Below are 18,840 nucleotides of genomic sequence, written 5' to 3' on the forward strand. Positions count from 1 at the left end.
CAGCGCCGGGCATGACGCGCCTTGATTATTAGACATGCGTCCATTAATTGCAAATAGACTGAAGTCCATTAATCCTGACAGGAACCCAGATGTCCCGAATAACCCTTTCTCCGAAACGCGCGGCGGCCGTCACGGCGGTTCTTGGCCTGCTGTCCCTGTTCCCACCGCTGGCGACCGACATGTATCTTGCCTCGCTTGGTGATCTGGCCGATGCGATGGGCGCCAGCCACACAGCGGCTGAATTCTCTCTTTCGATCTTCTTTCTTGGACTGTGCGTCGGACAGTTGCTGGTTGGCCTGCTGTCTGACGGCCATGGGCGCAAGGTGCCGCTTCTGGTCGGAACCGCGCTTTTCGTCGTCACCTCGGTGGCCCTGCCATTGATGAACGACATTCGGTGGTTCAACGCGCTACGCTTCGTTCAGGCCATCGGTGCCAGCGCGGGCATGGTCGTGGGGCGCGCCATCGTCAAGGATCTGTATGACGGACGGCGCGCGGCGCAGGTCATGACGGTTCTGGTGATGTTGCTGACGATCGGGCCGATCATGTCGCCAACGCTGGGAAGCCTGCTTCTCGAGATGTTCGGATGGCGCTCGATCTTTGCCGTCATGGCCATGATCAGCGCCGTGGCCTTTGTCCTGTCGCTGATCGTTCTGCCTGAGACCCTGCATGTCACAAAACGCAAGGCGCGGCCCTTCCTGAACGGCACGCGCACGGCGATCGAGTTGCTGACTCAGCGCAGCTTTGTCACCATGGCCCTTGTGGCGGGCTGCGTGCAGGGGGGCATGTTTGCCTTCATCACCGGATCATCGGGTGTGTTTCAGGGAATCTTCGGCCTGAGCGCGCTTGGCTTTGGCCTCATCTTTGCTCTCGTTGCGGCTGCGCTGATCGTTTTCGGCAAGGTGAACGGTCTGCTGTTGCGTCACCATGGCCCCGAGCAGATCCTCCGCGTCGGATTGCCCTGTTTCGTTGTCTCGGCCATGCTTCTGACGCTGGTCTCGGGAACGCAGTCGCTGTGGATCTTCATCCTGCCGCTCTGGGTTTCCATTGGCATGGTCGGGCTGCTTTCGGCAAATGCCATGTCGATCACGATGGAACAGGCCCATGCGGGTGCAGGCATGGGCTCGGCACTGCTTGGCGCCATGCAATTTGCCATCGCCTTTCTGGTGTCATCCTGCGTCGCCATTGGCGCAACGGGTTCGGCACTGCCCATGTCCCTGGGCATTCTGCTGCCTGCCTGTCTGGCGACAGTTCTGTTCCTTGTCTCTGGGCAGCGCGCCGAACAGCCGCAATCGGGCAGCGCGGCCATCTAGAAGGCTGCCCCTGTCACATTTCCCCACGTCCGGCCGGGACTGGACAGGGGCGGTGACGGCATGAGACAGGCAAGCCGAAGGGGGCTTCGTGGCCCTCTTCGGCTTTACCGGTTCTGCAACTTGTCAGGCAGCCGCTCCTCGGATGGCTGCCCTGTCTGTCCGTGGCGGGTGATGTTGCACCCGATTGCCCAGAGGCGTCAGCCCAGTTCGGGGGCGACAGGCACGACGATCCTGCCGCGCACCTGCCCTTCAAGGAACTTCGGGGCCGTGGCGATCACGTCATCCAGTGCAAGTTCGACCACCATCGATTCCAGCTTGTCCATGTCCAGCTCGCGCGCCAGCCGCTGCCAGGCCTCGATCCGGTCGGGGCGCGGGCACATGACGCTGTCGACGCCGGCCAGGGTGACGCCCCGCAGGATGAAGGGGGCGACCGACGCCGGAAGATCCATGCCGCCCGCCAAGCCGCAGGCCGCGACCGTGCCGCGATATTTCATCATCGAAAGCAGATTGGCCAGAACCGTGCTGCCGACGACATCGACGGCACCCGCCCAACGTTCCTTGTTCAGCGCCCGCGGCTTTCCGGTCAGTTCCTCACGCGCCACGATCGAGGAGGCCCCAAGCGATTTCAGGTAATCCGTCTCGCTTTCGCGCCCGGTCACGGCGGCGACATCATAGCCCCTGGCCGCCAGCAGCGCGATGGCGACGCTGCCGACCCCGCCCGAGGCACCGGTGACGACCACTTCACCGCTGTCTGGGGTCACGCCATGGGCCTCGAGCGCCATGACGCAAAGCATGGCCGTATAGCCCGCCGTGCCGATCGCCATTGCCTGACGCAGCGAAATTCCTTCGGGCAGCGGCACCAGCCATTCACCCTTGAGATGCGCGCGACCGGCCAGACCGCCCCAGTATTTCTCGCCCACGCTCCAGCCATTCAGCACCACGCGGTCGCCCGGTGCGTAATCGGGATGCAGGCTTTCGCGCACGATGCCCGACAGATCGATCCCCGGCACCATCGGAAAGCTGCGCACGACCGGCGCCGCCCCGGTCAACGCCAGTGCGTCCTTGTAGTTCAGCGTCGAATAGGCAACGTCTACCGCCACCTCGCCCTCGGCCAGGGGCGGCAGATCGATATCGCGCAATGCGGCGGATTGGGTGTCGTCGGTCTTTTCGATGACAATCGCGTGGGTCATGAGGGACTCCGTTCTGAAGAAATAAGCCGCAGGAAGCTGTCAGCGAACTGCCGCAGCGGCGCGGGGTTGCGTTCAAGCTTGGCGCGCAGGACAGCGCCTTCCCAGCCGGTCCAGAAGAATGCGGCCAGGCTGTCGGGGTCATGCGTGGCGTCGATTTCACCGACGCTCTGGGCGTCACGCAGGCAATCGGCGGTCATCCTCTGCCAGCCCTCAAGCACCGCGATCAGCATGTCGCGATAGTCCTCGGGCAGCGAGGCCATCTCTTGCCCGAGATTGCCGATCAGGCAGCCACGGGAAAAACTGAAACGTGCCATTCCGGCCTCGGCGTTCCGGGCGAAATCGCGGATGCGGGCAAGGGGCGAAAGATCGGCCCGCCCAAGGCTTTGGGCAATGCGCGCGCGAAAAAATGCGTCATATTCCGCGATCACCACGGCCCCGTAATCGGCCTTGGAGCGAAAATGGTGATAGAATGCGCCCTTCGTCACACCCGCGGCGGAGACGATGTCCTCCAGACGCACGGCCACATAGCCACGTTCGGTCAGTTGGGCCAGTCCGGCACGCAACAACGCCCTGCGCGAGGCTTGTGCGTCCGGCGCAAGGCGCGGGCGACCACGTGGGCGGGGCGCGGCGGGCATGGGGGAAGAATCGCTCATGGATATTTAATATACCATCCGGTATGTAAAATAAAGCGCCATGACTCCTTCTGCCCTGCGGCCGGATCTGTTGCGTGCGGCCGTCAGCCCGCCGGGCCAAAGCTTTCGTGGTGGATCTGCCCGGCCGGCACGCCAAGTCGCGTCAGTCCCGCGATCAGATCGGCGGTGAAACGCACTGGCCCGCAGATCATGTAATGCGCCGATGCCCCCGCCCCCAGCGCGACCAGATCGCGGGCGGTCACGCGGCCCTCGCGGTCGTGATGCGCCAGCCGCCGATCTTCGGGATCGGGCCGGGAATAATGGGTGCATTTTTGCGCATGGGGCGCGCGGGCAATCAGATCGGCAATCTCTTCGCGGAAGGCATGTGTGCCCCTGTTTTGCGTGCCATGAACGAACCAGAGCGGTCGCATGTCCGCCCCTGCGACATGAGCGTGCAGCATGGCCAGAACGGGTGTCACGCCAACACCCGCGCTGACCAGCACCAGCGGCGTATCACCATCGGGCATGAGGAAATCACCCGAGGGATTGCTGGCCGTGATGACATCTCCGGGCTGCAGGTGATCGTGCAGATATCCCGAAACCATGCCCCTGCCCTTGTGCTTGACACTGATGCGATAGTGCTTGCCCTGCGCTGGCCCCGAAAGGGAATAGCTGCGGCGCAACGGCCCCGGATGACCGGGGATCTCCAGCGCGATCGGCAGATGCTGGCCGGGCCTGAAATCGGCAAGCGGACCAGCCGCCACGGGGGCCAGATGAAACGAGGTGACCTCGCGGCTTTCCTGCACCCTGTCCAGAACCCGCAACTTCATGCCGTCTGCCCCGGGCATGCGCCATCGCAGCGCCAGTGCCGCCGGGCGTTCCACAACGCGGTCGATGGTCACAATGATCATGCGGCGCGCATTGGGATCATGGCTCTGCCTGCCATTCCAGATGATTTCGGCCCGTCCCGTCAGCTGCAGCAATCCGCCACTGTCAAAATCGACGAACAGCAGCCCGACGCGGGGATCCCGCAGCAGATTGCCGATGGTGTTGAAGAAGTCGTTTCCCGCGTAATCGGGAATGCACAGCCTGCCCTCGGCGTCGATATGGACGAATCCCGGCTCTCCACCCCGATGAGAGGCGTCATGGCCATCGCTGCCCTCTTCGCGCCCCGAAGACTGCCCCGATCCGATGAAAAACGTGTCGGCAGAGCGGATCCATTGTTTCTGGGCGTCGCTCGGCCGATCCGAGACGCGCGCGGTCCTGGCCGGTTCCGCGAACTTCGCAACGCGATGCCAATGCCGTGGTCGAATATGCTGGGCGCAATTGCCAAAGCTCTGCCGGACATCCAGCACCAGCGCATTGCCGTCCTGACGCAGGCGACCGTTGACCCGGTTGCGCCGCCGCGTCGCCGGATCGATGCCCAGAACGCCAAGCGACGCCCCCGGCATGAATCCCGACAGCAGCGGATCATCTGCCGCCAAGTGGCCCGCCAGCGTCAAGCTGTGCGGATCATGCGCACCGACCACACTGTCCCGGCCTTCAAGGATCGACACCCAGGGCAAACCGCCGCTGTCCACGCCAGCCACGACAAGGAACGGCAGCGAGGCAAAGAAGTCCCTGTGCTGCCGTGGCATGAAATCGCGAATGAAGCGTCCGGTTTCCGCGGCGCGCTCGGCGCGTCCGGCACGGGATTGCGCCTCGATCTCGCCGGAATGAAACGGGCTGATCGGCTGGTTCATGGAAATCTCCGGCGGAATCTGCCCGGTGCCCGATCTGATCGTGCACCGGGACTGGTCATGGTCAGGCCAGCGCCGGAGAGCTGGCCATCGCGACAAAGCGGGGCGAGGCTTCGATTCGGGTCAGCCATGCCTGCACATTGGGATAAGGCGCCAGCGCGACACCGCCCTCGGGGGCATGGGCGATATAGCTATAGCCCGCGACATCGGCCAATGTGGGTCGCCCCGCCGCCAGCCAGTCATGCCTGCCCAGATGCGCCTCCATCATGGCAAGCAACTGGTCGGCCTTGGCCTTGGCGGCTTCATGGTCCAGCGGCGCGCCGAATACCGTGACCAGCCGCGCGCAGCAGGGGCCCTGAAATATCTCGCCGGCCGCAATCGACAGCCAGCGCTGCACCTCGGCCCGCTCGATGGGGGTGTAACCTGCCCAATCCCCCAGATCGCCATATCGGTCCGCAAGATAGGTCGCGATGGAATTGGAATCGCACAGCATGACCCCATTGTCGTCAATCGCGGGCACCTGCCCAAGGGGACTGATGCGCAGATACTCCGGCGCCTTGTGCGCGCCATTGGCCATGTCCAGATCGACGGTCTCATAGGGAACATCGAGCAGGGCAAGCATCAGCTCGACCCGATGGCAATGCCCCGATTTCGGATGTCGATACAGCTTCACCGGGGCGCCATCGCGCGCATTTGCCTCTGTCATCACATTCGTCCCTTCATTGTGCGGTTCCCACGACGCCTGACGTCATGGCATCAGGATAAAAGCTGTCAGATCAGATAATAATACTCTAGATGTGAACTTCATTATTACTGATATTGAACCAATCACAGGGCCAGATGGATCGATTGCAGGCACTCAAGGTCTTCATGGCCGTGGCAGAGGCCGAGAGTTTCACCGCCGGGGCACGTGCACTGGGGCTCAGCGCCCCTTCTGCCACCCGCGCCGTCAACGAGTTGGAAAGATCGCTTGGCTCGCGCCTGTTCACGCGGACGACGCGGCGCGTTCGACTGACCGATCTCGGGCGTGGCTTCGCGGAAGAGCTGCGCGATATCCTTGCCCAGCTTCAGGCCGCCGAGGACGCGGTATCCGGGGCGGCCGAAACCCCAAGGGGCCAGCTGCGCATTACCAGCCCGCAGGAGTTCGGTCGCATCTATATCGCACCGCTGGTTGCCGAGTTTCTGGACGCCTACCCCGATGTCAGCGCCGAATTGCTGCTGATCGACCGGACCGTGAATCTGGTCGAGGAAGGATATGATGTGGCGCTGCGGATCGGTGAATTGCCCTCTTCGGGGTTGTCGGCGATCCGTGTCGGGGCCGTGCGTCAGGTGGTCTGCGGCGCACCGGGTTATTTCGCCAGATTCGGGCGACCGCAGGTTCCCGCCGACCTTGCCCGCGACCATCGTCTTGTCGTGACCGGCACCGCCCAGCATGAATGGCGATTTCGGCCCGACCGGCAAACCGTGGTCCGCTTTCAGCCAAGGCTGACGGTGAACAGCGTCGCCGCCTCGATCGAGATTGCGCGGCAGGGATGGGGACTGTGCCGCGTGCTGTCATATCAGGTCGCCGAGGATCTGCGTGACGGCAGGCTTGAGCCGGTGCTTGAAGGCGATGAACCCGGTCCCCTTCCGGTTCATCTGGTCCACCCCCAGGGACGAAGGGCACCGGCCAAGCTGCGCGTCCTGCTTGATTTCGCGGTCGAGCGGCTCCGTCAGCTTCCGGCGCTGCGCCAATAGATCCATTCGCCTTCGCCACGCCCGGCTTTCGCAATGCGGCGCAAGCCGGGCACGGCATTGTCAAGCTTCGACGATCTTGCCGGGGTTCATGATGTTGGCGGGATCGATGGCGCGTTTGATCTGGGCCATCAGATCCCAGCCTTCGCCATGTTCGGCGCGCATATAGCGCATCTTTCCGGTTCCGACGCCATGTTCGCCGGTGACGGTTCCGCCCAGATCCAGCGCGGCGGCATTGATCCTTGTTGCAAGATCCTTGGCGCGGGCGAAATCATCGGGATTTTCAGGATCGATCAGGATCGACAGGTGAAAGTTTCCATCCCCGACATGGCCCACGATCGGCGCGATCAATCCTGAAGAGGCGATTTCGCTCTTGGCGCGGGCGATACATTCCGCCAGCGCCGAGATGGGCACGCAGCAATCCGTCAGCACGGCCGAGCAACCCGGCATCAGCGCCTTGGCAGCGAAATAGGCGTTGTGGCGCGCCTCCCACAGCCGGTTCCGATCCTCGGTCCGTGTCGCGGTTCGGAAATCGGACACGCCATGGGCTTCGGCAATATCCCTGAAGGTTTCGACCTGTTCGCCGACACCTGCCTCGGTTCCATGGAACTCCAGAAACAGATGCGGTTTTTCGGGCAGGTCCAACTCGGGGCTGAGAAGGTTCATGCCCTTCATCTGGAAATCGTCCAGCAGCTCGATCCGCGCCATCGGCAAACCGCTCTGGATTGCAAGGATCACCGTATCGACGGCGCTCTCGACGTCTTCAAAGGCGCAGGTCGCGGCATGAATCCGTTCCGGCACCCCGAACAGGCGCACCGTCAGTTCGGTGATGATGCCAAGCGTCCCTTCCGCGCCGACGAACAGATGCGTCAGGTCATAGCCCGCCGATGATTTGCGCGCCCGGCTGCCGGTCCGGATGATCCGCCCGTCGGGAAGCACGACGGTCAGGGCCAGGACATTCTCGCGCATCGTGCCATAGCGCACCGCGTTGGTTCCCGATGCGCGGGTCGAGGCCATGCCTCCCAATGTGGCATCAGCCCCCGGATCGACGGTGAACATCAGCCCGGTCGCGCGCAATTCCCGGTTCAACTGCGTTCGCGTCACACCGGGCTGCACCACGGCGTCCAGATCGCGCTCGTTCACCTTCAGAACCCTGTTCATCCGGCTCATGTCGAGGCTGATGCCACCCTGCACCGGGATGACATGCCCTTCCAGCGAAGAACCGATCCCGAATGGCACGACCGGACAGCCGTGACGGGCACAGATCCGCACGATTTCCGAGACTTCTTCGGTGCTGTCGGGAAAGGCCACCGCGTCGGGTGCCCTTGGCGTGGAATAGGCAGCATCGCGACCATGCAGGTCCAGAATGGAAGGGCCGGTGGAAAGCCGATCGCCCAACAGATCGCGCAACGCATCGACAGCCTGCTGATGAGACGTCATCTTGATTTCATCCTTCATGCTTCAATCATCTCGGGCGGAGGGGTGGCAGCAGGGGCACCGATATTCATGGCCGCTTCGCGCCCGCCATAGCTTGCAATCAGCCGGTCCTGATCGGCGAATGCCTGATCGCTGGTCCGGGCAGGGTCGCAGATGCTGTTGAGGTCTTCGTAGAGCGCTGCAAGAACCCCGGCACTGGCCGGATCCTGCGCCAGATTGACCGTTTCCTCGGGGTCGTCCTTCAGATTGAACAGTTCTGCCGGGAACCCTTCGTAATGGATCAGCTTCCATGGCCCCTTGCGCAGCATGAAGCAGCCCGACACCGCGCCAACGGCATGATATTCGCTGAACACAAGCCGTTCCTCGTCTTCTGGCTCTGCGGCGATGTCATAGAGCGAACGACCGGGGCGTTCGCCTTCCAGCGTGGCCCCGAAATGCTGGATGATGGTTTCCGACACATCCAGCAGGCTGACCGGCGTGGCACATGTCGAGGCGCTGGCTCCCGGTTCGGCCACGATCAGCGGAACCGCTGCCGATTCCTCGTACATATTGGATTTGCCCCACAGACCGCGGGCGCCCACATTGTCGCCATGATCCGAGGTGTAGATGATCGTCGTGTCCTCGGCCAGGCCGTTTGCCTCCAGCGCGGCGACGATCCTGCCGACATTGTGGTCCATCCAGCTGCACAGCGCGTAATAGCACGCCCGCGCCATCTGCCGTTCGTCTTCGTCCTTCATCGCGACATCGCCGGTCAGGGCCGCGGCCTGTCGGGCGACCCAGGGATGCTGGACATAGCCGTCGCGCGGATGAAGCTTCAGTGGCGGCAGGCAGCCCCTGGGGTAGAGGTCGAGGAATTCCTGCGCGACGACCAGCGGGAAATGCGGCGCGACAAGGCCGACATACAGACACCACGGCTGATCCGGGCGGGCCGCGGCATCGGCCAGCCAGCGTTCGGTCCGCTCGGTCACGGCCGCGTCATAGCGGGTATAATTGCTTTCGCCGGGGCCGATATATTCCCCCAGCATCCGGCTGTCCTTCTGGACGCGTTCGCCTTCGCGGCGCAATGAACCCCAGACCATGCCGTGACCGCCGACGACCTGCATCGGGATATGTTCGACATCAAAGCCGGCGGGATCGGCGGCATCGCGATAATGCAGCTTGCCGATGGATTCGACCCTTGTGCCCTGATCCTGCAGCGCATGGCCCCATCCCCGGGGATTGCCGATATAGGGCATCGCATTGTCCCACAAACGGATGTCATGCACATAGCGCCCGGTTGCAAAGGCCGCCCGCGCGGGAACACAGATGGGCGAAGGCGTATAGGCATTCGTAAAGCGCACCCCCCGCGCCGCAAGGCGATCGAGATTGGGTGTCTTGACGAAACTTTGCCCGGCGCATCCCATGGCGCGGGCCTGATGCTCGTCAGACATGATGACGAGAAGGTTTTTCGATTTGGCCATTTTCAATCCGTATCGTCAGGGTTGTCTAGAAATTCGATGCTCTGCGCGGCCTGTGCCAGCGCGTGGATGGTGGGGAATATCATCTTGCGCTGTTGTGGCGTCAGCGCCGCGAAGAGATGGCGTTGCCTCTGGTCAAGGTCCGGCGCGATCCGGGCGTGATGCTCCTTGCCCTTGTCGGTCAGTTCGATCCGGAACTGACGCTGATCATCGGGCCATTGCGAGATGCGGATGTAACCCTGAGAAACAAGCGCATTTACCGTCTTGCTGAACTGCCCCTTGTCGATGCCCGCGCTTTTGCGCACCGCAGTCGAGTTGCAGGCGATGCCCATCGCGACGATCCGCAGGATGCGCCACTGGGGAAGGGACAGATTGCCATGGCGCGCCATGATCATCCGTGCCTGCGCGTCCAGCTTGGAACTCAGTTGAGAAATCTGGAAAGGCAGGAAGAGTTCCAGGTCAATCCCGCCCGCCTCATCGTGATGCTGATCGTTTGTCATGCCTCCTCCTGGGGCTGACCTTTGCGCAGCTTGGTGGACAAGTCAACCTTTTTTGGTTGACAAGTCTACCTTTATCTTTCAAGCCTTCGAGTGAGGGAGGACCAAATGATGTTCGCATTCAAACTTCTTGCCGTTTCCGTGGCCTGTGTCGCGCCTGCCGCGCTGCATGCGCAGGACTGGACCCCGCCGGGACCGATCAAGCTGATGATCGGCTTTTCGGCTGGCGGCGGTGCCGACAGTCAGGCGCGACTGGTGGCCCAGGCCATCGAAGAAAAATACGGCTGGACGATCCTTCCCGAACAGGTGCTGGGCAACAGCGGAATGACGCTGACCAAGGAACTGGCATCCCAGCCCAATGACGGGACGGCGATCGGCATGATCGTCACCGAAACGCTGACCTACAGTCCGCTGGCCATGGGCGAGCCCTCGCTTGCGGCAGATCATTTCACGCCTCTGGCGACCACGGGCGCCTTTCAGACCGGTCTGGTCGCCATGAAGGACGGAAAGTTCGACTCATGGGAAAAGGTCACCGAGGCCGCCGCCGCCGGAGAGCCGATCCGCTTCGGCGTCGCGACGGAACGTTGGGCGGATGTCGCCTATCTGCTGGGCAAGAACAACGGCATTGACTTCAATCTGGTTCAGGTTGCAGGCGGTGCCGACATCATGAGCGGTCTGCGCGGACATGACATCGATATCGGATGGGTTGCGGGCAATCAGGTCAAACCCGTGATACAGGGTGAAATGGTCGATATCGCGAATGCCTCGGGTCATGTAATGGCGCAATCGCCCGATGCGCCTGAAATCACTGATCTGGGCAGCAAATACGACCTTGACGGATATTTCATGTTCGTCGCCCCGCCCGATCTGGACCCGGCGGCGCGCAAGGCGCTTGGTAATGCCATTGCCGATGTCATGACAGATCCTTCCACTCAGGCCCATGCGCTGGCGGTCAAGAGCTTTGGCGGCCCCGATGTCATCACCGGCAGCGAGTTGGAAGCCGTATTGGCCCGGCTTTACGAAGAGGCCGAGGCCCTGCTGACGGATGCTTCGAACTGATCACTTAGCTTTGCCGCAGGAGAGTTAAGTTGAAACCCATCAAAGCACATGTCGTCCTTGGGCTGGGCGCAGTGATACTGGCGGCGCTGGCGATTTCACTGTGGCTGCCCAATGACAGCGCCACCGGGCTGATGGTCCGGCTGCGCGGCCGCACGCAGATCGGGGATGCCCTGGCCCCGACGGCAGCCTTCGTCATCATGGCAGTATCGGGCCTCATGCTGCTGTTCGAACGTAGCGACCAGACCCTTGAGGGCATGGGCCGCAGCACAGGCTTTCTTGCGGTGCTGGTGATCCTCTTCGCGGTCTCGCTGCTGCTGATGCGCTGGACGGGACCACTGGCGGTGACGATTGCCGGCTTTCTCGGCGATGTCGGCCACAGCTATCGTGAATTGCGCGCAACCTTCCCATGGAAACACCTGGGGTTCGCAACGGGCGGGACGTTCATGGTAGCCTCGTTGATTTCGCTGGTCGAGGGACGGTTCACGGCAAAGGCTGTTCTGGTCGGCGCGCTGACCGTTCTGGGCCTGATCCTTGTCTTCGACCTGCCTTTCTCGGACCTGCTTCTTCCCCCGAATGGTGATGTATGACCGATATCCTCCAATATGTTTGGCTTGGCATACTGGCCGTTTTCACCGGAACACCGCTGTTTACCGTCATGGGCATGGGCATTCCTGCCGCGCCGGTGATGGTCGCCGCCGGGCTGTTCACGGGGATCGCGGTCGGCGCGACGCCGGGGCTGGCAGGACCGATGGCCATGGCGATTTCGCTGCCGATCCTTTTGTCCTTCTTTGGCTTCACCCCGGACGCCCTGCTGCCGGTCTTTGGCTTTCTGATCGGCATCATGAAGGGTTCGACCGTCGGCGGGGCGGTTCCGGCGATCCTGTTCAACATGCCCGGAACGCCGGATTCGCTGATGACCACCTTTGACGGCCATCCGATGGCGCGGGCAGGACAGCCACGCCGCGCCCTGCGTATCGCCCAGTTGTCCTCGGTGTCGGGCGATACGTTTTCGGACATCGTGCTGTTTGTCTGCGCGCCCTTTCTGGCCGTCGTGGTCGAGGCCTACCTGGACCTTCCCGAAAAGGCCGCGCTGCTGATCCTGTCGATCTCTTTCATTGCGGCGGTGATCGGCGGCTCGGTCGGCAAGGGGTTGCTGTCGGTCAGCCTTGGGCTGATCGCCGCCTTCGTCGGCACCGGACAGGCGCTGTCGCCCCGGATGACATTCGGCATTGACGAGCTGTCGCGGGGATTTTCCGTCGTGGGTGCAATTCTCGGCGTTCTCATCATCGGAGAGACCCTGACCTCGCTTGAGGATCTGTGGATCCACAGAAAGAAGGCCCGGATCGATGAGAGCCTGCCGGATTCTGTCGTGGACGGGCTGGAAAAGGGCGACGTGAGGCGCATCCTGCCCCATGTCCTGCGCTCTTCGGTCGTGGGTTCGGTCATTGGCGCCTTGCCGGGCGTGGGCTCCGCCCTTGCGGCAACCCTGGGCTATACGATCGGCAAGAATTACCATGCGAAACGCATGAAGCCGGGGGATGCCGTCTTCGGAGCGGGCGCCCCCGAGGGCATTGCCGCGACCGAGGCCGCCAATTCAGCCGTATCAGGTGCCAATCTGATCCCGGTGCTTTCCCTTGGCATTCCGGGCAATGCCGCCGCGGTCTTTCTGATCCTTGCCGCAGACAGCATTGGCGGTTTCAATCCGGGACCGCAGGTCTTCCGCTTTGACACGGCCCAGATCAACCCCGAGCTGGTGATCGCTTTCGGCATCTTCACCCTGATGTCCATCGGCAATATCCTGAACTGGGTCATTGGCGGCAGGTTCATGCGCGCTATGGGAATACTGGCCAGAATACCCTTGCAGTATCTCTTGCCGGTCGTGCTGCTTGTCACCATGACGGCGATCTATGTGCAGGATACCAGTCTGTTCGCGCTCTGGGTCGCCTTTGCCTTCGGGATCGTCGGCTATGTGTTCCGACGCTGCAATATTCCCGTCCTGCCCTTCGTCATCGCGCTTGTTCTGGCCAGCCCTCTTGAACAAACCGCGCGCGAGGCCTTTGCCGCCACCGGTGGAGATCCGTTCTTCCTGTTCAACAGCCCGACCTCGACGATATTCATCCTGGCCGCCGTGGCCTCGGTCATCTTCTTCGCGCGGGCGGCGAAATGATCAGGGAACCGCAATCCGTCGGTATCCGGTGACGGCGTCACCCTGCGGGCGCAAATGCCCACCGCGTCAAGCGTTGCCGGAACATGCCCGGTTGTCTGGTGGTCGACAGTGTTTTCAGGGCGGGCCATTCTGCTCCGCCCTGCTTATGTCCGGCGCTACTTCTTTCCGGTATCGTCGGCTTTCAGGTTCAGCTTTGCCAGGCCGCTGTTGCCAAGGGGAACCGCCGCGAAAGGCCCGCCATGGTGCAGATTGCCGGGATCATTCAGGTCAAGCGGTCCTGCCTCGGCAAAGATTTCCTTGGCGAATTCTTCGGCGTTATCCTTGGGGCGATAGCCCAGATGGCTTGCCTTGGCGTTGTCGACCGGCGCCCGATCGTTGTTCGAAACGCCATAGACCACGGAAAACCCGGTAACCGGCGTATCGATCGCGCGGGTCACAAGCTGGATCAGGTCATCATAGCTGAGCCATGTACCCACTGCCCGCGGGTTCGACACCTGCGCACAGGACAGGATCCGCATGCAGACCGATTCCAGCCCGCGCTTGTCCCAATAGAGGCTGGCCAGATCTTCGGCAAAGCATTTGGCCAGCCCATAGAAGGTGTCCGGCCTGTGGGGCGCATCGATGCCGATGAAGTCGGTCTTCTTGTGCATGCCGACCGCATGGATCGACGAGGCATAGACGACCCGGCGCAGCCCGTTGCGATAAGCCGCCTCCCAGATGTTGTAGGCACCGATGAAATTCGGACCCAAAAGCGTTTCAAAAGGTGCCTCATCTCCGATGGCGCCGAAATGAACCACCATATCCGCGCCGGCGAGCAGATCCACCATGGCATCCAGATCCTGAAGATCCGCCTACACATAGCGTTCGCCGGGATAGGTCTTGCCGATGTCCCCGGCCAAATCCGTCGACACAAGCTCGTCACACAGCTTGGTCAATGGCTCGCGCAGGTAGGATCCAAGGCGGCCCGCGGCGCCCGTCAAAACAAGTTTCTTCATTCCTGGTCTCCTGTTTCTTCGGTCCGCACAAGCTGGGCAACCGCCGCCTCGATCCGGTCCATTGCCGTGGCCAGAACCGCTTCGGATGCGGCTGTGGAAATGCGGAAAAACGGTGACAGCTCATAGGCGCTGCCGGGTACGGCGGCGATGCCCCCGGCCTTCAGCAGCCATGCCGTCACATCTGCGTCACTCTCGATGCGCCTGCCATCCGGCGTGCTTGCACCGATCAACCCGGCGCAGCCGATAAAGGCATAAAAGGCGCCGCCGGGCGGATCCAGCGTCAGGCCGGGAATATCCGCGACCCTGGCCACGACCAGATCACGACGCGCCTCGAACGCCTTGCAGAATCGGCGCACCTCATCCTGAGGACCTTCCAGCGCAGCCGCAGCAGCCGCCTGAGCAATCGCGCAGGCCCCCGAGCTGATCTGGCTTTGCACCTTGGTCATCGCGGCCTCGAGCCGCGCGGCTGTCAGGCGAAAGCCATCCGCCGCCGGACAGGGCACCGCCACCGGCACGCCACCAAGGATCAGGACGATATCCTTGTACTGCCCGAAATAAGGCGCAGGCAGGATTACCTCGTCCCCCGGCTCCAGAGTGGCCATAATCGCATTGAAAATGACCTGCTTGGCACCGTTGGAGACAATGACCTGATCGGGCGTATAGGTCAGCGCGTTCTCATGCGCGAATTTGGCGATGATCGCGGCCTTCAGGCGCGCGGTCCCATCCGTCGGAGGGTATCGCGTCTCTCCTGCCCTGGCAGCGGCATGGGCGGCCTCGATGATATGCTCCGGCGTGTCGAAATCAGGTTCGCCCAGACCCAGATCGATCACGTCCTCGCCGCGCGCTCTGGCTGCCCTGGCCGCCTGACTGATCCATGCCGAGGCCGAAGGCTTGACCGCGGCCAGCCGTGTTGCTGCATGGGTCATGCCAGCGCCTCTTGCACCTGCGACAGCAACTGGTCAGAGCCCCTGGACAGGATCGCCGTATCGGTGCCGCAGGCGACGAAGGTGAAACCCTCGTTCAAAAGCCGGGCGGCAAATGCCGGGTCCAGAACCAATGTTCCGACCGGAACGCCCCTTTCGATCAAGCGCTTGGCCACGGGCATGATCAGGTCCCAGACCTCGGGTGCCATGGCCTGACCCAATCTGCCCATGTCCGCGGCAATATCGGCGGGGCCGAAGAAAATCCCCGAAACACCTTCGACATCGGCAATCGCCTCGGCCTGTTCGACCGCGTCGCGGGTTTCGACCTGCAGCAGGACGGCCGTTTCCTCGTGTATCCGGGCAGCATAGTCCGTGACGCGGCCGAATTTTGTCGCACGGGTCGACCCCGACACCCCGCGCAGGCCATGGGGCGGATAGCGGGTGGCGGCCACGGCGCGCCGTGCCTCTTCGACCGACTGGATCATTGGAAACAACAGGCCGGGTGCGCCAAGATCCAGCAGACGTTTGACCGCCACCGCATCATTCCATTCGACCCGCACGATCGGCACCGTCGAATAGCTCGAGAACGCCTGCAACTGGCCCAGAACGCTGAAATAGTCGTTCGGGCTGTGCTCCATGTCGATCAGCGCCCAGTCATATCCGGCCGGCGCGACCACCTCGGCGGCAAAGTTGTTGGCAAGGCTGATCCACAGGCCAATCTGCTTGTCGCCTTTGCGCAACGCCCTGACGAAACCGTTTTCTGCCAGCAGCATCAGATCACGGCCTTCTCGATGATGGGCCGGTTTGCCGGAATGCGGTCATAGGCAAAGGGCGACAGGTCAAGCGAGCGATATTCGCCATAGGTCAACCATTCCGCCACACCGCGCCCCATGGCCGGGGATTGCTGCAGCCCGTGTCCCGAAAAACCGTTCAGGAAAACAAAGTTCGGCAGTTCGGGATGCGGGCCAAGGATCGCGTTGTGATCAAAGGTGTTATAGGCGTAATGCCCTGCCCATTCCGATTGCACCTTGACCGCTTCGAACTGGGGAATGCGCGTGGCCAGAATGGGCCAGACGTGGTTTTCCCAAAGCGAAAAGTCCATGGCATAGTCATCGTAATCCACCGCCGGATCGATGTCGGAATGCCCCCCGCATTGATATGTGCCACCACCGTTTTCGCGCACATGCACGCCCGAAGGATCAATGGTCAGCGGCAGATCACGATCCAGCGGCTTGTCGGCCTTGAAGATCCAAGGATAGCGTTTGCGCGGTTCGACCGGAACATCGATTCCCGCCATGCGCGCCGTAGCCGCGGCACGCGGCCCCGAGGCATTGACCAACTGCCCGCAGGTGATGACCTCGCCAGATTTCAGCGTCACGCTTTCGACACGGTCGCCTGCGGCATTGCGGTTGATGCCGACGACCTCGTTCTGGACGTATTCAACCCCGCGCTCGCGCGACTGGCGACGCCACCAGTCAAAGACCGCGCCACCGTCCCAATAACCCTCGTCCACAAGATTGATCGAGCCAAGCACGATGTCATCGACATTGTAGAAGGGATAGGCGGCCGCGATCTCGGCTGCGGTCATCAGTTGGGTCGCCGCACCGGCGGCCAGCTGAACCTTCTGGCTGGCGCGCAGGACATCGGCAAAGCCTTCATTGTCGGCAAGATACATATAGCCGAAGGAACGGATCGACAGTTCGGGCACCCGTTCATCGCCCCCCATGTAGCTGCGGATATTCTTGACGAAATCCGCGGCAAACTGGCTGATCCTGACGTTCAGTTCGGTCGAGAATTGCTGCCGCATGCAGCTGTTGGTATGCGCCGTCGAGCAGTTTTCATATGAAGGATCGCGTTCGACCACCAGCACGCGGCCATCGAAATCCTTGTTGTCGCTGAGGAACCATGCCGCCGAAGCGCCCATGATCGCTCCGCCGACGATGATGACATCATAGGATGTCCGCTCGGGCGCCATTGTCTTCAGGTCCATTATACGTCCTCCCCGTTCTGGATCGCCGCTTCGACGGCGTTGATGTCGTCTGCCGACAACCCATAGATCTGTCGTGCGGTTTCAGCGGAAATATATCCGCGGGCAAGGTCGCGACGCACCGCAGCCTTGTCGCGCAGGGCCGGATCGCCGTAGCCGGCCCCGCCCGGGAAAGCCATGACCACGCGGCGACCATGCGGGACGAACTGCTTGCCCTTGACGCGCATCGGCGTGCCGTCGTCCTGGGCGATTGTCGTCGGGGCGCCATCCATTCCGCCACGGCTGCCCCGCGCCGGATGTTCACTGCGATCGAACATGGCCTGAATGTCGAATTCATGCCCTTCCATGGCGCCGACCTCCATGAACTGTCCCAGACCGCCGCGTGTCTTGCCGGCACCGCCTGAATCGGGGCGCAATTCCTTGCGCCAGATGATCACCGGACCGGCATGTTCGGTGGCCTCGATGGGCATGGTCATCACGCCCGAGGGGAATGCCGTCGCGTTCAACCCGTCAAACTGGGGCCGCGCACCTGAACCACCCGAATTGAAGGTCAGCACCTCGGAACGGCGCGCATGGGCCGGGGCCGGCGCATCGGTCCGGGGCCGCAGCGAGACCTGGAAATTGCACAGGCAGCCTGCCCCCTCGGCCGGCACAAGTCCGGGAACGATCTTGTCAAAGGCATTGTAAACCGTGTCCGGTACGAAATGCCCGACGATATGACGCAATGCGACGGGTGCCGGATGCAATGCATTCACGATGGTATTTTCGGGCGCCTCTATCTCGAAGGGCAGCAGCGAGGCGTGGTTGTTCGGAATTTCCGGCGCAATGGCGACCTTGAGCGCATAGCAGGCATAGGCCTTGGCATAGACCAGCGGGCAGTTGATGCCTTTCTTGTCCAGCCCGGATGACCCCGTGAAGTCCGAGACGATGCGGTCTTCGTGCACCGTGACCTTGACCTTCAGCGTGATCGGCACATCGAACCCGTCCACGGTCATTTCGCCGGTGGCCGATTCTTGCGGCAGCGCCGCGATACGTTCCAGGGTCGCCCGGCGGGAATTGTCCAGAATGAACCGCGCAATCCCGTCCAGATCGTCCAGCTGGAATTCCTGCATCATCTCGATCAGGCGACGGTGGCCGATCTCGTTGCAGGTGGCCAGGGCATACATGTCCCCGATCAGCTGGTCGGGTTCGCGCACATTGCCCCGCACGATACGCACCAGGGTTTCATCCACCTCGCCGCGTTCTGCGAATTTCATGATCGGCAGATACAGACCCTCTTCATAGACGCTTGCGGCATCGGCACCAAAGCCGCGACCGCCGATATCGACGATATGCGCGGTACAGGCAAAGAATCCGACCAGCGCGCCGTTATGGAACGAGGGGCTGACCATGGTGATGTCGTGCAGATGGCCGGTCCCTTCCCAGGGATCATTGGTGATATAGACATCACCCTCGAACATGTTGTCGCGGCCGATCCGGCGGATGAAATGGGCCACCGCATCAGCCATGGCGTTCACATGTCCGGGCGTGCCGGTGACGGCCTGCGCCAGCATCCGGCCATGCATGTCATAGACACCCGCGGAAAGATCGCCCGCCTCGCGGACCGAGGTCGAAAATGCCGTGCGGACCAGCGCCTGCGCCTGTTCCTCGACAACCGAGATCAGCCGATTCCACATCACCTGATAAGAGACTTTCGAATGTTCCTTGGCCATG

General features: G+C 62.3%; 16 protein-coding genes and 1 pseudogene. 5 read left to right on the forward strand and 12 right to left on the reverse strand.

Annotated features, from left to right (window positions below; translation table 11 throughout):
• The first annotated feature begins 89 nt into the window (after window positions 1–89).
• Entirely contained in the window at window positions 90–1,310 is a 1,221-nt protein-coding gene (locus JHW44_RS15260) for a multidrug effflux MFS transporter (RefSeq protein WP_089344225.1), read from the forward strand.
• A 197-nt stretch (window positions 1,311–1,507) separates the two neighbouring features.
• Here the strand turns inward: JHW44_RS15260 and acuI are convergent, their stop codons facing one another.
• The 4 genes from acuI to JHW44_RS15280 form a co-directional block, all read right to left on the reverse strand.
• A complete protein-coding gene (gene acuI / locus JHW44_RS15265; protein WP_089344226.1) occupies window positions 1,508–2,500 on the reverse strand; it encodes an acrylyl-CoA reductase (NADPH) in 993 nt (330 codons plus the stop codon).
• Window positions 2,497–3,159 carry a TetR/AcrR family transcriptional regulator gene (locus tag JHW44_RS15270; protein WP_089344227.1) on the reverse strand — a complete coding sequence of 221 codons (663 nt, stop codon included), beginning with the start codon at window positions 3,157–3,159 and terminating at the stop codon, window positions 2,497–2,499. Before JHW44_RS15270 ends, acuI begins: the two co-directional genes overlap by 4 nt.
• 77 nt (window positions 3,160–3,236) lie before the next feature.
• Window positions 3,237–4,874: an FAD-binding oxidoreductase gene (locus JHW44_RS15275; RefSeq protein WP_089344228.1), complete on the reverse strand. Its 1,638-nt coding sequence runs from the start codon at window positions 4,872–4,874 to the stop codon at window positions 3,237–3,239.
• Between the two features lie 61 nt (window positions 4,875–4,935).
• On the reverse strand, window positions 4,936–5,577 hold the full coding sequence (locus tag JHW44_RS15280) for a glutathione S-transferase family protein (protein ID WP_089344229.1): 642 nt from the start codon (window positions 5,575–5,577) through the stop codon (window positions 4,936–4,938).
• Window positions 5,578–5,711: 134 nt separating this feature from the next.
• Between JHW44_RS15280 and JHW44_RS15285 the strand changes: the two genes are divergently transcribed.
• A complete protein-coding gene (locus tag JHW44_RS15285; RefSeq protein WP_089344230.1) occupies window positions 5,712–6,608 on the forward strand; it encodes a LysR substrate-binding domain-containing protein in 897 nt (298 codons plus the stop codon).
• Between the two features lie 60 nt (window positions 6,609–6,668).
• Here the strand turns inward: JHW44_RS15285 and JHW44_RS15290 are convergent, their stop codons facing one another.
• The 3 genes from JHW44_RS15290 to JHW44_RS15300 are packed head-to-tail and all read right to left on the reverse strand — an operon-like array spanning window position 6,669 to window position 9,999.
• The gene (locus JHW44_RS15290) at window positions 6,669–8,063 is read right to left on the reverse strand and encodes an FAD-binding oxidoreductase (RefSeq protein WP_272850317.1); all 1,395 of its coding nucleotides are present in this window, start codon (window positions 8,061–8,063) and stop codon (window positions 6,669–6,671) included.
• Window positions 8,060–9,502, reverse strand: coding sequence for a sulfatase family protein (locus JHW44_RS15295; protein WP_089344231.1), 1,443 nt, complete (start codon window positions 9,500–9,502; stop codon window positions 8,060–8,062). The genes JHW44_RS15290 and JHW44_RS15295 overlap by 4 nt, the downstream gene beginning before the upstream one ends.
• Window positions 9,503–9,504: 2 nt before the next feature.
• Window positions 9,505–9,999 carry a MarR family winged helix-turn-helix transcriptional regulator gene (locus JHW44_RS15300; protein WP_089344232.1) on the reverse strand — a complete coding sequence of 165 codons (495 nt, stop codon included), beginning with the start codon at window positions 9,997–9,999 and terminating at the stop codon, window positions 9,505–9,507.
• A gap of 105 nt (window positions 10,000–10,104) precedes the next feature.
• Between JHW44_RS15300 and JHW44_RS15305 the strand changes: the two genes are divergently transcribed.
• From JHW44_RS15305 to JHW44_RS15315, 3 genes are read left to right on the forward strand one after another with little or no spacing between them, the layout of a single operon-like run.
• Window positions 10,105–11,055 (forward strand): tripartite tricarboxylate transporter substrate-binding protein, encoded by a 951-nt coding sequence (locus tag JHW44_RS15305; RefSeq protein WP_089344233.1) that lies wholly within the window; start codon window positions 10,105–10,107, stop codon window positions 11,053–11,055.
• Window positions 11,056–11,084: 29 nt separating this feature from the next.
• Window positions 11,085–11,642: a hypothetical protein gene (locus JHW44_RS15310; RefSeq protein ID WP_245847059.1), complete on the forward strand. Its 558-nt coding sequence runs from the start codon at window positions 11,085–11,087 to the stop codon at window positions 11,640–11,642.
• Window positions 11,639–13,222 (forward strand): tripartite tricarboxylate transporter permease, encoded by a 1,584-nt coding sequence (locus JHW44_RS15315; protein WP_089344234.1) that lies wholly within the window; start codon window positions 11,639–11,641, stop codon window positions 13,220–13,222. The genes JHW44_RS15310 and JHW44_RS15315 overlap by 4 nt, the downstream gene beginning before the upstream one ends.
• 155 nt (window positions 13,223–13,377) lie before the next feature.
• Here JHW44_RS15315 and JHW44_RS15320 read toward each other — a convergent pair.
• The 5 genes and pseudogenes from JHW44_RS15320 to JHW44_RS15340 form a co-directional block, all read right to left on the reverse strand.
• Window positions 13,378–14,217: pseudogene (locus JHW44_RS15320) on the reverse strand (NAD-dependent epimerase/dehydratase family protein).
• On the reverse strand, window positions 14,214–15,143 hold the full coding sequence (locus JHW44_RS15325; protein ID WP_089344235.1) for an aminotransferase class I/II-fold pyridoxal phosphate-dependent enzyme: 930 nt from the start codon (window positions 15,141–15,143) through the stop codon (window positions 14,214–14,216). Before JHW44_RS15325 ends, JHW44_RS15320 begins: the two are co-directional and overlap by 4 nt.
• Entirely contained in the window at window positions 15,140–15,913 is a 774-nt protein-coding gene (locus JHW44_RS15330) for an HpcH/HpaI aldolase family protein (protein WP_089344236.1), read from the reverse strand. The genes JHW44_RS15325 and JHW44_RS15330 overlap by 4 nt, the downstream gene beginning before the upstream one ends.
• Window positions 15,913–17,130 (reverse strand): NAD(P)/FAD-dependent oxidoreductase, encoded by a 1,218-nt coding sequence (locus tag JHW44_RS15335; protein WP_089344237.1) that lies wholly within the window; start codon window positions 17,128–17,130, stop codon window positions 15,913–15,915. The genes JHW44_RS15330 and JHW44_RS15335 overlap by 1 nt, the downstream gene beginning before the upstream one ends.
• Complete coding sequence (locus JHW44_RS15340) at window positions 17,130–18,839, reverse strand: hydantoinase B/oxoprolinase family protein (RefSeq protein ID WP_089344238.1); 1,710 nt, start codon at window positions 18,837–18,839, stop codon at window positions 17,130–17,132. Before JHW44_RS15340 ends, JHW44_RS15335 begins: the two co-directional genes overlap by 1 nt.
• Window position 18,840: the final 1 nt, after the last annotated feature.

The sequence above is a fragment of the Paracoccus seriniphilus genome (assembly GCF_028553745.1).
Taxonomy (GTDB): Bacteria; Pseudomonadota; Alphaproteobacteria; order Rhodobacterales; family Rhodobacteraceae; genus Paracoccus; species Paracoccus seriniphilus.

Bases quoted from the DNA above. Each gene is read 5' to 3' on its own strand.
- JHW44_RS15260 (WP_089344225.1), top strand. From the start codon at position 90: ATGTCCCGAATAACCCTTTCTCCGAAACGCGCGGCGGCCGTCACGGCG.
- acuI (WP_089344226.1), bottom strand. From the start codon at position 2,500: ATGACCCACGCGATTGTCATCGAAAAGACCGACGACACCCAATCCGCC.
- JHW44_RS15275 (WP_089344228.1), bottom strand. From the start codon at position 4,874: ATGAACCAGCCGATCAGCCCGTTTCATTCCGGCGAGATCGAGGCGCAA.
- JHW44_RS15280 (WP_089344229.1), bottom strand. From the start codon at position 5,577: ATGACAGAGGCAAATGCGCGCGATGGCGCCCCGGTGAAGCTGTATCGA.
- JHW44_RS15285 (WP_089344230.1), top strand. From the start codon at position 5,712: ATGGATCGATTGCAGGCACTCAAGGTCTTCATGGCCGTGGCAGAGGCC.
- JHW44_RS15290 (WP_272850317.1), bottom strand. From the start codon at position 8,063: ATGAAGGATGAAATCAAGATGACGTCTCATCAGCAGGCTGTCGATGCG.
- JHW44_RS15295 (WP_089344231.1), bottom strand. From the start codon at position 9,502: ATGGCCAAATCGAAAAACCTTCTCGTCATCATGTCTGACGAGCATCAG.
- JHW44_RS15300 (WP_089344232.1), bottom strand. From the start codon at position 9,999: ATGACAAACGATCAGCATCACGATGAGGCGGGCGGGATTGACCTGGAA.
- JHW44_RS15305 (WP_089344233.1), top strand. From the start codon at position 10,105: ATGATGTTCGCATTCAAACTTCTTGCCGTTTCCGTGGCCTGTGTCGCG.
- JHW44_RS15315 (WP_089344234.1), top strand. From the start codon at position 11,639: ATGACCGATATCCTCCAATATGTTTGGCTTGGCATACTGGCCGTTTTC.
- JHW44_RS15325 (WP_089344235.1), bottom strand. From the start codon at position 15,143: ATGACCCATGCAGCAACACGGCTGGCCGCGGTCAAGCCTTCGGCCTCG.
- JHW44_RS15330 (WP_089344236.1), bottom strand. From the start codon at position 15,913: ATGCTGCTGGCAGAAAACGGTTTCGTCAGGGCGTTGCGCAAAGGCGAC.
- JHW44_RS15335 (WP_089344237.1), bottom strand. From the start codon at position 17,130: ATGGACCTGAAGACAATGGCGCCCGAGCGGACATCCTATGATGTCATC.
- JHW44_RS15340 (WP_089344238.1), bottom strand. From the start codon at position 18,839: ATGGCCAAGGAACATTCGAAAGTCTCTTATCAGGTGATGTGGAATCGG.